12 protein-coding genes are annotated in these 14,764 nt (G+C 44.5%); 5 read left to right on the top strand and 7 right to left on the bottom strand.

From position 1 onward, the window contains the following. Positions 1–44: 44 nt before the first annotated feature. The 5 genes from SWP_RS03950 (at position 45) to SWP_RS03970 (ending at position 6,289) form a co-directional block, all read left to right on the top strand. Positions 45–668 (top strand): helix-turn-helix transcriptional regulator, encoded by a 624-nt coding sequence (locus tag SWP_RS03950; RefSeq protein WP_020911079.1) that lies wholly within the window; start codon positions 45–47, stop codon positions 666–668. 4 nt (positions 669–672) lie between these two features. Beyond that, the gene (locus SWP_RS03955; protein WP_020911080.1) at positions 673–1,374 is read left to right on the top strand and encodes a pseudouridine synthase; all 702 of its coding nucleotides are present in this window, start codon (positions 673–675) and stop codon (positions 1,372–1,374) included. 305 nt (positions 1,375–1,679) lie between these two features. Continuing rightward, positions 1,680–2,645 (top strand): LysR family transcriptional regulator, encoded by a 966-nt coding sequence (locus tag SWP_RS03960; RefSeq protein ID WP_020911081.1) that lies wholly within the window; start codon positions 1,680–1,682, stop codon positions 2,643–2,645. A gap of 187 nt (positions 2,646–2,832) precedes the next feature. Further along, positions 2,833–5,178: an OmcA/MtrC family decaheme c-type cytochrome gene (locus SWP_RS03965; RefSeq protein WP_020911082.1), complete on the top strand. Its 2,346-nt coding sequence runs from the start codon at positions 2,833–2,835 to the stop codon at positions 5,176–5,178. Between the two features lie 484 nt (positions 5,179–5,662). Beyond that, positions 5,663–6,289: an acetate uptake transporter gene (locus SWP_RS03970; RefSeq protein ID WP_020911083.1), complete on the top strand. Its 627-nt coding sequence runs from the start codon at positions 5,663–5,665 to the stop codon at positions 6,287–6,289. A 74-nt stretch (positions 6,290–6,363) separates the two neighbouring features. Here the strand turns inward: SWP_RS03970 and SWP_RS03975 are convergent, their stop codons facing one another. The 7 genes from SWP_RS03975 to SWP_RS04010 all read right to left on the bottom strand — a co-directional run bounded on the left by SWP_RS03975 (position 6,364) and on the right by SWP_RS04010 (position 14,430). Further along, positions 6,364–7,896, bottom strand: coding sequence for an MFS transporter (locus SWP_RS03975; RefSeq protein WP_020911084.1), 1,533 nt, complete (start codon positions 7,894–7,896; stop codon positions 6,364–6,366). 310 nt (positions 7,897–8,206) lie between these two features. After that, on the bottom strand, positions 8,207–8,896 hold the full coding sequence (locus SWP_RS03985; RefSeq protein ID WP_020911086.1) for an LrgB family protein: 690 nt from the start codon (positions 8,894–8,896) through the stop codon (positions 8,207–8,209). Then, positions 8,893–9,378: a CidA/LrgA family protein gene (locus SWP_RS03990; protein ID WP_020911087.1), complete on the bottom strand. Its 486-nt coding sequence runs from the start codon at positions 9,376–9,378 to the stop codon at positions 8,893–8,895. The genes SWP_RS03985 and SWP_RS03990 overlap by 4 nt, the downstream gene beginning before the upstream one ends. Before the next feature lie 198 nt (positions 9,379–9,576). Beyond that, entirely contained in the window at positions 9,577–9,741 is a 165-nt protein-coding gene (locus SWP_RS23335; protein WP_012144718.1) for a YqaE/Pmp3 family membrane protein, read from the bottom strand. Positions 9,742–10,076: 335 nt separating this feature from the next. Then, positions 10,077–12,992 (bottom strand): valine--tRNA ligase, encoded by a 2,916-nt coding sequence (locus tag SWP_RS04000; RefSeq protein WP_020911089.1) that lies wholly within the window; start codon positions 12,990–12,992, stop codon positions 10,077–10,079. 26 nt (positions 12,993–13,018) lie between these two features. Then, complete coding sequence (locus tag SWP_RS04005) at positions 13,019–13,492, bottom strand: DNA polymerase III subunit chi (protein WP_020911090.1); 474 nt, start codon at positions 13,490–13,492, stop codon at positions 13,019–13,021. A gap of 269 nt (positions 13,493–13,761) precedes the next feature. Beyond that, positions 13,762–14,430 carry a hypothetical protein gene (locus tag SWP_RS04010; RefSeq protein ID WP_020911091.1) on the bottom strand — a complete coding sequence of 223 codons (669 nt, stop codon included), beginning with the start codon at positions 14,428–14,430 and terminating at the stop codon, positions 13,762–13,764. Between the last annotated feature and the right edge of the window lie 334 nt (positions 14,431–14,764).

A 14,764-nucleotide genomic window follows, 5' to 3' on the forward strand; every position in this document is an offset into this window, starting at 1 on the left:
GAGCTGATTCAGTAATAATGTGCACTAAGCGTTAAGGGGAAACTATGAAGACCAGCGACAAAATATTGCAGATGTTAAAGACCCAAGGGGAGTTGACCGCGAAAGTCATCGCCTCCGAGCTCGGCTTAACAACTATGGGAGTGCGTCAACACCTTCAAAGCCTAGAAGACAATAGTGATGTGATATTTGAAGATAAAAAGGCCACTCGAGGCAGGCCGACACGTTATTGGTCATTAACTCCAAAAAGTAATAGCCATTTTTCAGACCGCCATGAAGAGCTTACGGTGCAGCTGATCGATTCTGTAAAAACGATTTTTGGTGAGCAAGGCTTAGAGCAACTTATCGCCCATAGAGAGGATGCTTCTTTTAAGCTTTATCAATCAGCTTTAGATGATGCTATCGATCTTCCTGCCAAATTAGCTGTACTTGCTAAACTGCGCACCGAAGAGGGCTATATGGCTAGCGTCGAAACTGGTGACGGTGTCTTTTGGTTGCTAGAGAATCATTGCCCCATTTGCGCTGCTGCATCGTCATGCCTTAACTTTTGTCGCTCTGAGCTACAACTGTTTCAAAGTCTATTGCAACAAGATGCTAGCATTAGCCGAGAAGAGCATATTATCGAAGGTGCTCGGCGTTGTGCCTATAAAATTGTGCCGCTAAACGGATAATATTATGGAATCTAAACGAGCCCGGCTAGATAGGTTCATCAGCGCAACCAAAAGGGTTAGTCGCAAACACGTTAGAGTGCTACTGGCTAAAGGCCTTGTTAAAGTCGATGGTGAGATAGCCAGAGATATCGATCAGATTGTTGATGAGTTTTCCCACATCACGTTAGAAGGTGAAGTCCTACAGGCCAATACACCGATTTATCTGATGTTGCATAAACCTGTGGGGGTGGTGAGTGCCACTGTTGATGACAAGCATAAAACGGTCATCGACCTACTAAGCCACCCTGACAAACAGCAGTTACATATCGTCGGCCGGTTAGATCTCAATACGTCAGGCTTACTCCTGTTAACTAATGATGGTCGTTGGTCAAAGCGATTGATGTCACCTGAGCATAAGGTAGCCAAGCTTTACCGTGTAAGTTTGGAAAACCCAATAGATGCAAGCTACATTCAAGCTTTCCATGAGGGGATGTATTTTGAGTTTGAAGATATCACCACCTTGCCAGCTAAACTCGAGATTGTGGATCCCCATACCGCGTTAGTGACACTGATGGAGGGGCGTTACCACCAAATAAAACGCATGTTTGGTCGTTTTCGTAACCCAGTAATTGGACTGCATCGAATTTCTGTTGGCGAGATAGTGCTAGACTCGCAACTATTAGCAGGTCAAAGCAGAGTGCTCTCAACCGCCGAAATTTGCAGTTAAGCAATCGTCTTTGTTATCCATCTGCGAATACGGATGCGAACGGATTGCTTGGCTATCTAAATATAACCTTAAGTTGATCTCGCCGTCAGCAGATTACTGCTTTATGCTTATCCACTTCAATTTATCATTGAGCTGGTTTAACTCTCTATTAATGTTTAATTTAGCATTGATACCTGCTGCTTTTTCGTGCTGTGACCTAAGCCAAGTTATTGAACTTTAACTTGTTCGCAACGGCGTGGAACACGCTTTCTTGCCTGTCGCTATGCTATACCTATAATTAAGTATTCAACTAGACGTTATGCATCATGTTAAATGAATCTCTAAAAAAGCTCTCTGAATTAGATATTTTTTGCCTTATCGTGTTTAAGACTTTGTATGAGAACGGCCATGCAAATACCACCGCTAGTGAGCTGCAGGTATCAGCACCTAAGGTGAGTCGCTGCTTAACTCAATTGCGTATTACTTTTAACGATGAGCTTTTTTACCGTCGCCTGCAAGGATTAAAGCCCACTCCCTTAGCCGAGGCTTTATATGAACCTATTTGCGGCTTCTACCGAGTTGTTAACTATATTGAGCAAGTGGCCTTTGACGAGGACAAAATAACGCAAATACCCTCGCTCAATATTGCAGTCACTCAGAGCATCATGAGTAGTTTAGCCGTGGCGATTAGTGAATATGCAGAACAAGAGGCGATGGGGAAAGTTCGCTTACATTGCTGGGACAGTCATACGGCGGAACGAATCCATAACGGTGAATTGGATTTTGGCATCGGGTTTGATACTTCAATGACCTCTGAGTTGGAATGTGAGTTACTTGGCTCGGTCGATAATGTGCACATTGCCGCTAGGGTGCAGCATCCTATATGGCAGTACATGCCTAATATCACGCTAGAGCAGATCGCTCAACAACCATTTTTATACCTCGAAAGTAAAGGGTTTAATGATAAGGTCGATCCACTAGAAATGTATTGTCGCAATGCAAGGGTTGAGCTTAAGAGTGTCGATAAAGTTGCCAGTCGAGAGGCATGGTTTTGTCATCTGATGACCATGGGAAGTATCGCATTTTTGCCCGCTGTGGAGGCTGGTGTTTGTAATAGTATTCCTTCTCTGAGAACCGAATCACTGCCTAAAGAGCAAGTGAGTCTATTGCACGGTGATATGCTATCACCTCAGTATTTTATTGTAGAGCAAGAGGCTAAAAACCGCCGCTACACTATAGGTCAAAGAGAAATATTGATTCAAATAGTTGCAGATCTACTCCACACTTATTAGTCACTTCATACATGCAGTCTATGTTAATTTCAATTAATGAAATTGCCATTTTCACTAATTGGAATTTCATTAATTGAATCTTTAAATTCTAATCACAAGCTGTAAACAAAATTGTTTCACATATCTCGCATTCTTTTATATTCAATTTACTGCGTATGCAGCAAAATAATACCTATAAAGGGATAAGATGATGAGAACACATAAGAAGTCTTTATTGGCGATGGCACTAGTCACTGCCATGGGTTTAACAGGTTGTAGTGATGGCGATGATGGTAAAGATGGTGCACCTGGTGAACCAGGAACTCCAGGTACTCCAGGAACGCCAGCTGGAATTACTGTCGATACCGTTGCCAGTGCTGCTGACTTTGTACTGACACTCGCTCCAGCTGACATAGTCGTGGTCGGCAGCGATGACTTTTCAATTAAGTTCACAGTAACAGGCAAAGATAGTAAAGGCGAAGCAATGCCTTTTACCGGTTTAGATAAAGTGGCGCTTTATGTGATGAATCAAGCGGCCAATGAAACGAATACCGGTGCCCCAATTCTCTGGCAGAACAATGCATTAGCCAATGAGTTTGGTTCTAGTATGTACTGTACGCCAACAGGAAAAGCCACTGCTCGAGGTGGTGCAGAAGTTGATGCATGTACCTTGGTAGAGGATGAAGCCAATCCGGGTACTTATATGGGTACTTGGGAGCATGAAGGTAATGCTCCTGTCGTGCTCGCTGATGGTGATGCCAATAACCTATTCCGCGTAATGGTACGTACTTATAACGTAGTGGATGCCAATGGTGTTGGTATTTCAGACAAGCTGCTATCAACACCCGTTGATTTCATTCCAGCTACGGGTGAGCTTGCTGTTTCAGAAAAAGACTCTGTTTCCAATGCGGCATGTATTAAGTGTCATAGCCAGATGGACGGATATGCAGTCACTGACATTCGTATTGCCAACATCGGTGCTCACCATAACTATCAAAAAGTTGAGAACTGCGTCGCTTGTCATAACCCAGCTTATGCGGGCGGTGAAGCTGATCCAGAAAAAGGTTGGAACGCCAACTGGAACGCGATGATCCATACGCTGCATGCCGGCCACCACCTTGATCTTACAGGCGAAGCTAAAGAAGAGTTTGCTGAAATAGGTTTCCCATCAGAGTTAAATGAATGTACCACTTGTCATGACAATGGCAGCCAGTGGAACGACAACGTTTACGCTGAAGCCTGTGTCTCTTGTCATACCGACGTTAACTTCGAAACTGGTGAAGGCCACAAGGGCATCGTACCTGAAAGCGATGCGGCTTGTTCTGGTTGTCATAGTGCAGGTAGCTTAAGCCCTGTACTAGCGCATAAAGTTGGCGTGCGTGCGATGGCGACTGATTCTATCGAAATTTCAGTTTCAAATGTTAGTTACACTGAAGATGCGCAAACAGTCACGATTCCTGAGAAAGAAAGCTATGGCACGATAATTCCTGAGCATGACGAAGTACACGATGAAATCGTGGTGACCTTTGATGTTTCAATTGATGGTGCCCCTGTTGCCGACGGGTTTGAGTTCACAGGCTTTACCAAGTATGACGTAATGAAAACTGGCTGGGTGGATGCAAATGGCACTTACTTCGGCAGCGCATCTGTTAATCTTAGTGGTGTTGCTGCAAGTGCTGGTAAGCTGGTTGTTACCCAATTAGACAACTATGATCTCGATGGTAAGAGCATTGCTATTACGCCGCAATTCTCAGTGTGTGCCGACTCTGAAGGCGCACTCATTGAATGCTTAGATGCAAATGGTGAGGCGCAATATGACGTTGGTTACGTTGCTATTACCATGGCTCCAGCATATTGGAACTTGGCTAATGCTGATGGCAGTGATGCTAACATTTCTCGCTTCAGTGACCCCGCACGCGTGACCGCCGACGAAGCTAAATGTAATACTTGTCATACCTCTTTAGGTATTGCGAAACATTACGGTGATGAACGTTTTGACCAGTGTGTTGGGTGTCATAACGATACTTGGGGTGGGTCTTACCATGTACAACCTGAGTATAAGACTGATGAAGTAGATGCCGATGGCAATCCTATCTTCAAGCCAATTGAAGGTCTGAACTACAATACTCGTGACTTGTTTGCCGTCGCTCACCGTTTCCATTCAGGACTTTGGGATGACAACCGTGGTTTCCCTGCGATTCATATTGACGCAAATATGGAAACTAAAGGGTATCCGGCGGTAGCAACTAAATGTTCTGCTTGTCACAAAGATGGTGTTGAGCTGTTTGCTGCAGATGGTGGTCTAGCTTCAGGTAAACGAGCAATTGCAGTTGATAGCACGGCAACAACATTCATTAGTCCAACAGCTGAAGCTTGCCGTACTTGTCATGCTCACTCTGATGCGGCCGCAATGGCTCACTTCAAGAGTAACGGTGCTGTCGTTGATGGCGAACCTTCATCGACTGCTAATCTACCTGTAGAATCTTGCGCGACTTGTCACGCTGAAGGTAAGACTTACGGTATCGATAAGATGCATGCTGGAGGCGCCCACTAACTTAAAATTATAAAAGTATCACCCGTGGCGAGATCCCCTGCTTCTCGCTGCAATTGAACCTCTTGGGAGCCTTCGGGCTCCCTTTTTTGATGCAAATCATCTTTCTGTCTGAATAGAGATTAATGTATGAGTTTGTGAGCAAGCGCAATAATTAACCACGAAAACCAACGAATAACACCATTTGCTAAAGTGCTAACTCGGTGAGGTTGTGAGGAAGATCCACTTTTATGAATAAGTGAGGGATGGGTCACTCAGGTGGGCCTGGGTAAAGGAATTGCGCAGCGTCTCAGTGTAAACCTTTGATTTTAAATGGTAACATTCTATTATTTGGGTTTTCTGTTCGTCATTTGCGTGGGGGCTGGAAGATTGCTTGCTGTTATCGCTTACTCTAGAATCCGCGGCGCTAAGATTAACCATTGTTAATCTAGTGCGGTTAACCGCAACCGCTACCTATTTGATTGACCACCTCCTGTAGGGGAACTTAATGTCTACACAGCATACAAATTCGTTGGCAAATCCTGCGCCACTTGGCCTAATGGGTTTCGGCATGACTACCGTTTTGCTTAATATCCATAACGCTGGTTTTTTCCCTATTGACTCAATGATCCTAGCTATGGGCATATTCTATGGTGGCATTGGACAAGTACTAGTGGGCATGATGTGCTTCAAACGTGGTGATACCTTCGGTACTACAGCGTTTACTTCCTATGGTTTATTCTGGTTAACTTTAGTTGCGCTTATTGTGATGCCTAAAATGGGCTTAGCAGCAAGTCCTGCAAGCTTCATGGGCTGGTACTTAGCGTTATGGGGCATGTTCACCGGCTTTATGTTTATCGGTTCAATGCGTTACCCACTGGCGAAACAGATCGTATTTGGTTCGTTAACCATACTGTTTTTCCTGTTGGCTGCACGTGACTTTACCGGCAGTGAGCTTATCGGCACCATCGCTGGCTTTGAAGGTATTTTCTGTGGTTTAAGCGCTATTTACTTCGCTATGGCGCAAGTGCTTAATGCTGAGTATGGCAGAGTGATTTTACCGGTTGGTAAAGTACGATTTGCTGCAAGTGTACCTGTGGTAACCGAGGCGACGCCATCGTTAAAAGCGGCGTAAGTTTATTGGGCTAGAAAATAAAAAAGCTGACATTCATGTCAGCTTTTTTGTAAATTAATCTTGATACTGATTAATTAGGCCTGCTGTAGCCTGTACAACCATTTACCGTAGAGGTAGATCCCTACCGCTGAGATAGTGCCAATTGCTGCAATAATGTACCACGCCATGCCGATGTCATGCGTGTTATAAAGCAGCGTTGTTAATGCTTGTGCTGACTCGCCAGTATAGGCAACCAGGGTAGTGAAAGCCTCGCCTTGGGGGATGGCAGCTACATCGCTGGCGCTCATGCCACGCTCTTCAAGTAACTGCAAAGAGAACACTTCCTTAGAGGCAAACATTTCGTATAACTTAGGGGCAAAGAAGCCTTCTAATGTCCAGCCAATACCTTGCGGCAACATAACAAAGCCAAGATACATGGCCTTTTTGCCTTCAGGGGCAATGTTACCCATGAACTCATTTTTCTTCGGACTAATCATCATTTCGCCGAACGAGAACATGGCAATCGCCAACACCATCATCCACGCCGCATTCGTGGCGCCAATGAGTATAAAGGCGAAAATACTTAATAAGCAGCCCGCTAACATCGCTGAAGTGATGCGGTACTTCGCGGTGAGCGCTGCTACCAAGAAACACGAGGTCATGATCATACCCGCATTGAGGTTAAGCATGCCTTCCGGCATCACTTTAGTCCCTGAGTTGTCTAGGCCGAGCCAGAACTGGAAGAAACCATTAGAGGTACCTTCAGGACCAAATAGTGAGGTTACAATCACACTGGTATCAACCCATTCGGCGATATGAATAGGTAATACGTCAAACAGTGAATTAAACAAGAACCAGAATCCAGCAAATACTAACATGTAGTAGATCACAACCGGCTTCTTAAGCTCATGCAGTGCGTCGCGCCATAGTGCATCTTGCTTAATCTCACCCGATTTTATTTTACGGTTGCGCTCCAAACGCTCCTCTTTACCAGGCTCTTTATAAGCCAGTAAGAAAAGGAAGTTAAGCGAGATAATCGCAGCACACGCATAGAAGACGTTATCCCAAGAAAGCTGGCGCATGTGCACTGCTACTAGCGGACCTAAGAAGCCACCAATATTCACTACTTGGTAGAAAATCCCCCAGGCCATCGAGGTGCTTTGCCGCCCCGTTGCCAGGACTAAGGTGCCTTGAATCCCTGGTTTGAAAATACCTGTACCACTGGCAAGTAGGATTGCACCGAACATGAAACCCCAGAAACTTGGGAATAGTGCCATCACCAGGTAGCCGGCAATCTTAACTAACGTAGAGGCAAAAATCGTTTCTTTATAGCCGACCCTATCGGAGATACCACCAGTAAATACTGGTACGAAGGTTTGCATTAACGCCCAGATGCCGATGATTAGGCCATAGTCACTTAAGGTGATCCCAAGGCCGCCTTCAGAAACTGGTGCTTTTGCATAAAGACCCGCACTGGCTTTTACTCCATAATAAGCGACTCGCTCAACCAGCTCCATGCCGCCAACTATCCAAAATACGTAGCTTAAGCTGGCAATCGAGGCCCACATTCCCAGCTGTTTGACTTCCCGTAGGTCGTTATCTGCGTAAGCATCTTTTGACTCGCTCATAACTTTCCTTTCATTGTTTTAATTATTTATATTTATTATTGCTTTCGTATTGAAGAAGCATTTTTTGTTGGTTCTGGGTAGATTGAACGTAAGAATCTTTGCCAAAACGCTGCAAGCTTGTGATTGCAGTCGACACTTTACCTAATTTGGTGACAAACACCAATGCGTTAATGGCTGTTTGAGAGGAACTCATGCTATTGAGCGAAAGGAAGGCACCATAGAGTTGCTGTAACAACAAGCGCATAGCAGTAAATGTTGAAGCTTTATGCAATAGAGTTTAATGAAAGCCGATGGTTTGGACTAATAAGTATTATCCAATAACTGAGGCAAATAACGGCGCCATGAGCACCATTGCAATGCCCGTGAATATCATGGTTAAACTGGCAATAACTCCCTCTTGTCTACCTATTTCACTGGCTTTTGCTGCCCCCGCACCGTGAGCTGAAGCGCCAAGGGCTACTCCTTTTGCAACAGCACTGCGAATTTTGGCCACTTTAAACAGTGGCTCACAGATCAGCATTCCCATAATACCGGTTAATAAAACCAGCATAGCGGTAAGCTCAGGTATACCGCCAAATGCTCCCGTTGCCTCTATTGCAAATGGCGTTGAGACCGAACGCACCATTAAGCTATTGGAAAGCTCTGTGGGCATGGTGGTTAACTGCATCAATAACCAAGAGGTGGCTAACCCAAGTAAAAGCCCAACAATCACACCAACGCTTAAGGTAATAGGGTATTGCTTTATCAGCTGGCGCTCGCGGTAAATCGGCACTGCAAAGGCGATAGTCGCAGGTGCTAACAGTGCGGCGAGCCAGTGGGTATATTGAAAGTAACTCGCAAGCGGAATTTTTAATATCACCACGGTGACTAAAATGGCCAATGGAGCGAGCAAAATGGGGGCAAACCATACCCGTTGCTTGCGGCGATAAAGCGCTTTACTGCCATAATAACAGCCTAAGGTTAATGCTAGGCAAAGTAGCGCTAATAGCGTGAGGTTCATAAAGATACTCCTGAAGCCGTATGTGTTGGCGCTATTTTTACAGGAGCCCTTAGTAACTGCGCATGCTTACGCTGTTTTTGTAACTTTAGTTTACGTTCAAAATTAAATAATCTATCTACGGTAAACGCAGTGCCAAGCAATACTAAGCAGCTTGCTGCTAACATCGAGCTGATCAGCGTGACGCCATATTGTTCTAATATGTCTTCGTATTTTAGAACGGCGACTACCGGTGGAATGAAAAATAGCAGCAGGTCGCCAATCAACCAAGCCGCGCCACTGTTTACCGCTTTTTCTGGAATGACTTTACCGCAGAGTAATAACAGCAGAATGGCGAGTCCTATCACGCTGCCGGGTAACGGAGAATGCAACCAGCTAGCAAGTTGCTGGCAGCTGTAAGCAAATAAGCAAAAAAAGCTAACTTGGGCTAGCAGCAAAAACAGTTTACAGAGTTTAGATTGGATAGCGCTGAAGCTAAGGGGCATAACGAACCTGATTTTGAATGCTGTTTAGAACTGACTAAAGTTTACTCCTGACTCGTTAATTAAAAAAATGAATGTTATTGATTTAATGTATTCCTAAATGGAATTAATGGCGTTAAATAAATCGCTGACAGGCCATCAAAAAGCCCCAAGTTTATGGGGCTCAAATCGGTTATCTATTATCGCTACATGAGGTAAGCGCTACTTGGTGACAACCCACAGTGCATGCAGTAATCCTGGGATAAAGAAAAGTAGACACAAAATGATATTGATAAGCAGATCTTTACCTACGCCACTTTTTAGAAATACTGCCACTGGCGGCAGTAATATTGCGATGATGATCAGTAACAGTTTATTGGTATCCATAAAGTCACGTCCTTAAAATTATTCAGTTCGATAGTTTTTGTTCAGCCATTACTAATTAACATAGCTTGACTTAAACTTAATGCAACTGAAGCATTCTGTAAATATCTCAGCAGTATGGGCAATAGCCTTAAAAGGAATCAACAGACCCTAAGGAGCTAATCATATAAAGGGACTTATTCTTTTTAATCTGACATCAAGTGTTATTGCCTATCTAACTAGCTGGAAGTGAGTATATGGTTTTGTTACTTCTAGTACCTCATATTAGCGAATAAAAAGGGCAACCCGAAGGTTGCCTTTTTTGCGTTACTTTAGCTGAGTTTCCCCAGCAGAAATGCTTAACCTTCCAATTTCGCCAATTCAGCTTTTTGCTCAGTAAGCTTTTCAATATCACGTTGATATTCAGCTTGCTTGGCACGCTCTTTCTCAATCACGGCTGCTGGCGCTTTGGCCACAAAACCTTGGTTAGAAAGCTTACCTTCAATACGCTTAAACTCAGCAGCGGCTTTTTCAAGTAGCTTGTCGATACGGGCTACTTCTTTAGCGACATCGATAAGACCCGCCATTGGTATGAGTAGCTCCATGTCACCCACAAGCTGTGTGGTCGACATTGGCGCTGTTTCACCGTCCGCTAGAATCGTCATAGACTCAAGTTTAGCCAGTGTCTTGAAGAAGGTCTGGTTCGCTGCAAGACGGGCTTTGTCTTGCTTGCTCACACCACGAAGTAGTGCATTTAGTGGTTTAGATGGCGCAATGTTAAGTTCGGCGCGAATGTTACGTACCGCAGTAATCACCTGCTTAACCCACTCAAGATCTTCCATCGCTTGAGTGTCAACTTTATCAGCTTGGTACTCAGGGAATGCGGCAAGCATTAAGGTGTCACCTTCAACACCGGCCAGCGGCTTAACGCGTTGCCAGATAGTTTCAGTTAGGTAAGGCATCATTGGGTGCATTAGGCGCTGCATCTGCTCAAGCACGTTCACCAATGTATGGCGTGTACCACGTAGCTGGGCGTCAGTACCGTTTTGCATCACAGGCTTGGTGAGTTCTAGGTACCAATCACAGAACTGGTTCCAAGTGAACTCGTAGATAGTGTTCGCTGCAAGATCGAAACGGTAGTTTGCCATATGCTCGTCATAGGTTTTAACCGTTTCGTTAAACAGACCTATGATCCAGCGATCAGCAATCGACAGTTCCATTTCTCCCGGCTTGCCATCAACAAGAATTTGGCCACAATCTAATGCTTCGCCAACAGCATCATCAGCAGCGTCTTCTGTTTGCACTTCAGTGTTCATCAACACGTAGCGAGATGCGTTCCAGATTTTATTACAGAAGCTGCGGTAACCATCAAGACGTTTCATGTCCCAGTTGATATCGCGGCCAGTAGACGCCATAGACGCTAGGGTAAAGCGTAGTGCATCAGTACCGTGTGCTTCAATGCCATCAGAGAACTCTTTACGGGTACTCTTTTCAATTTTGGCTGCCATCTTAGGCTGCATCATGTTGCCGGTACGTTTTTCCACTAATGCTTCAAGATCGATACCGTCAATCATATCTAATGGGTCAAGTACGTTACCTTTAGATTTCGACATCTTATTGCCGACTTCATCACGGATAAGCCCGGTCACGTACACGGTTTTAAATGGCACCTGCGGCTTACCGTTTTCATCTTTGATGAAATGCATGGTCATCATGATCATGCGGGCAACCCAGAAGAAGATGATGTCAAAGCCAGTGACTAGCACGTCAGTTGGGTGGAACGCTTTAAGCTCAGCGGTGTCTTTTGGCCAGCCAAGTGTAGAGAAGGTCCATAACGCAGAGCTAAACCAAGTATCGAGTACATCGTTGTCTTGGCGTAGTACTACTGAATCTGCAAGTTTGTGCTTTGCACGAACTTCCGCTTCATCACGGCCAACATAAACTTTACCGGCTTCGTCATACCAAGCTGGAATGCGGTGTCCCCACCAAAGCTGGCGCGAGATACACCAGTCTTGAATGTCACGCATCCAAGAGTTGTACATGTTCTCATATTGCTGTGGCACAAACTTAATGTCGCCGTTATCAACCGCTTCCATCGCGGTTTTCGCCATAGGAGCAACCGATACATACCATTGGTCGGTAAGTAGTGGCTCAATAACCACACCAGAGCGATCGCCGTAAGGGACTTTCAATCCATGTGGATCAATTTTGCCTAACAGACCTAAAGTCTCAAGCTCGGCAACAACCGCTTTACGCGCTTCAAAACGATCAAGGCCAGCGTAACGCTCAGGTAGCGCAGCGTCTAATTCATTATTGGCCGTGCCATCGGTGTTAACGACTTCAGCAGATGAGCGGATAGCCGCGTCAAAAGTCAAAATGTTGTACATAGGCAGTTCGTGGCGCTTACCGACTTCGTAATCGTTAAAGTCGTGTGCAGGGGTGATTTTCACACAACCAGTACCAAACTCCATGTCGACGTAATCGTCAGCAACAATCGGGATAAGACGGTTTACAATCGGTAGGTGGATGAACTTACCAATCAGTGAAGCGTAACGCTCATCTTCTGGATGCACGGCAACCGCACTATCACCTAACATGGTTTCAGGACGGGTGGTGGCGATCTCTAAGTAATCTTTACCATCGCTGGTCAAGGCGCCTTCTGCAAGCGGGTAGCGGAAATGCCACATGCTGCCTTGTTTTTCTTTGTTTTCAACTTCTAAATCTGAAATTGCAGTGTGCAGCTTAGGATCCCAGTTAACTAGGCGCTTACCACGGTAGATAAGGTCGTCTTCATACAGGCGAACAAATACTTCTTGTACCGCTTCAGACATGCCTTCGTCCATGGTGAAGCGCTCACGATCCCAATCAACTGACGCGCCAAGACGACGTAGTTGTTTAGTGATGGTGCCACCAGACTCGTTCTTCCAGTCCCAGATACGGTCGATGAAGTTTTCACGGCCTAAGTCGTGACGGTTTAAACCTTCTTCAGCTGCGACTTTACGTTCAACCAACATCTGTGTGGCAATACCTGCGTGGTCAGTACCGACCTGCCAAAGGGTGTTTTTACCCTTCATGCGCTGGTAACGGGTCAAGGTATCCATAATGGTATCTTGGAAAGCGTGGCCCATATGCAAGCTACCCGTCACGTTTGGTGGTGGGATCATGATGCAATAGTTGCCTTGAGACTCGTCGCCGTGTGGCTTGAAGTAACCTTTCTCTTCCCAGTTTTGGTAAAGAGACTGTTCGATAGACTGCGGGTTATATGTTTTTTCCATGGGAGCGTGCTTATCTCAAACTAAAATTAATTGGTTGTATTGCTCAAGTCTTGGGTCGTTAACGCTATCCCAAGAGTGCGATATTGCCGGTAGCGATCGCGTGCGATCGCTTTATGGCTGTCGTCGTTGGCAACGAAGTCGATAATCTGCACAAAGTTTACCGCAAATTGCGGCACTTGGTCTGCAAGATTAATCAGAACATGACGATTTTTGTTGGCCCCAAGCCGATCAAAGCCTATTTCAACTGGGGCGCCGCCTGTCGGGCCTTCACCTTTAAGGTTATGGGGCACGAAAGATTGCGGTGCTAACTGCCATAACAGTTCATCGATGGCATAAGCTTGTTCTTTGTCAGTGCAATGAATATAGACCCATTGCTGATTAATAAACGCCTGTCGAGCCAATTCACAGGCAAAATCGTATACCTGCTGCAACGCCAATAATGGCTCATGGCGCTGGGTACTTTTGCCGTTAGGCATCAGGTAAAACAGAGTCTGCGACATCGTTTATTCTTTGGGCCTATCTTTGGGCCTAAGTGTACTTGGCTTTTGGACTGACGAAAGAGGAGATTTTACACTAAAAGTCGCTTAGAGATCAGCCCCTTTTTCTAGAGGCCAATGAGTTTCTGGATATGATGAGCAATAATTCCAAAGCTAAGTGGTACAATGTCGATAGAAAGCCATTTTGAACTTTTGTAGCTTTTTGTTTTTAAATTGTTTTATTGGAATTTAGCTTCCGTGTGAATAGGAGTGGGCAAGACTATTAGTCTTTTTTAAATATTGAGTTTTTCTTTTTTTGATTTAAATACTTTGGAAGTCACTCGCGCTTTCTTCCTTTTCTCATTAGAAAGTGTAGGTAAATTAAACCTTCTACGTTCGTTATTGACTAGCACTTCAGGCATGTTTTTCTCACAATAATGAGCGAATTGCTCTAAATAAATGCGAGAATATGCACCGTTTTCAATAGTTAAAGGTTCATCTAAATCAAGTCTTTTATGCTTTACCCAAGCTTCTAGGGAGTACCATGTGGATAGATACATAGGGCCCCAAATATTCATAAAGTGATTTCTTGAGATCAAGTTATGAAGAGCCATATAACCTATGCGCTGGAGTTTAACACTTACCTCTTGTGCTGCGGCTAATTCTTCTTTATTCCAGCTGCAGTCGTAATGTTTAATATGTTCACCAGGACAGTTGCAAAATGAACGAGTTTTGTGAGCATCAGTTAGAATTCGAATAGCAGGCTTCAAGAGATCCATCTCTGTCATAGCCCACCTTAGAATATCAGCGTCTCGAGATAGCGAAGACTCCTTAATATTACTCGAGCCTTGCTTCAGTCCGTATAGAAGTAATCCAGTTAAAATAACCATCAGAATATTGGTTAAACCTGAAACCCCGTTCCAGTCAAATGTAGTTAGCTGTACTTTAAATTCGTCGAACATAAGTCTTTGCTGTGGATAAAAAAATTAAAGTAACATAGGTGACTGATTATGCAAATTGTAACTTGTAGGTATTTGTATCAGAAGTTAAGAAATCAAGGTCATAATTGCTTTTTTTTTGGGGGGGCTATGTTAGATATTGTTGCAATCTATCACTGATGTGGAATTACCAGACATTATCCGGTTTTATGCTAGTTATAGGAAGAAAAAAGGCATCAAAAAAGTATTGCCTTTCAGGTGAAATAGAATTGCTCCCCGCATTTTCTTATAAAGAGTCCGACTACGTCGGTATTCTGGGGGGCAGGGCAGAAATTGCAGGCATAAAAAAAGGGCTATC

The organism is Shewanella piezotolerans WP3 (assembly GCF_000014885.1).
Lineage (GTDB): Bacteria > Pseudomonadota > Gammaproteobacteria > Enterobacterales > Shewanellaceae > Shewanella > Shewanella piezotolerans.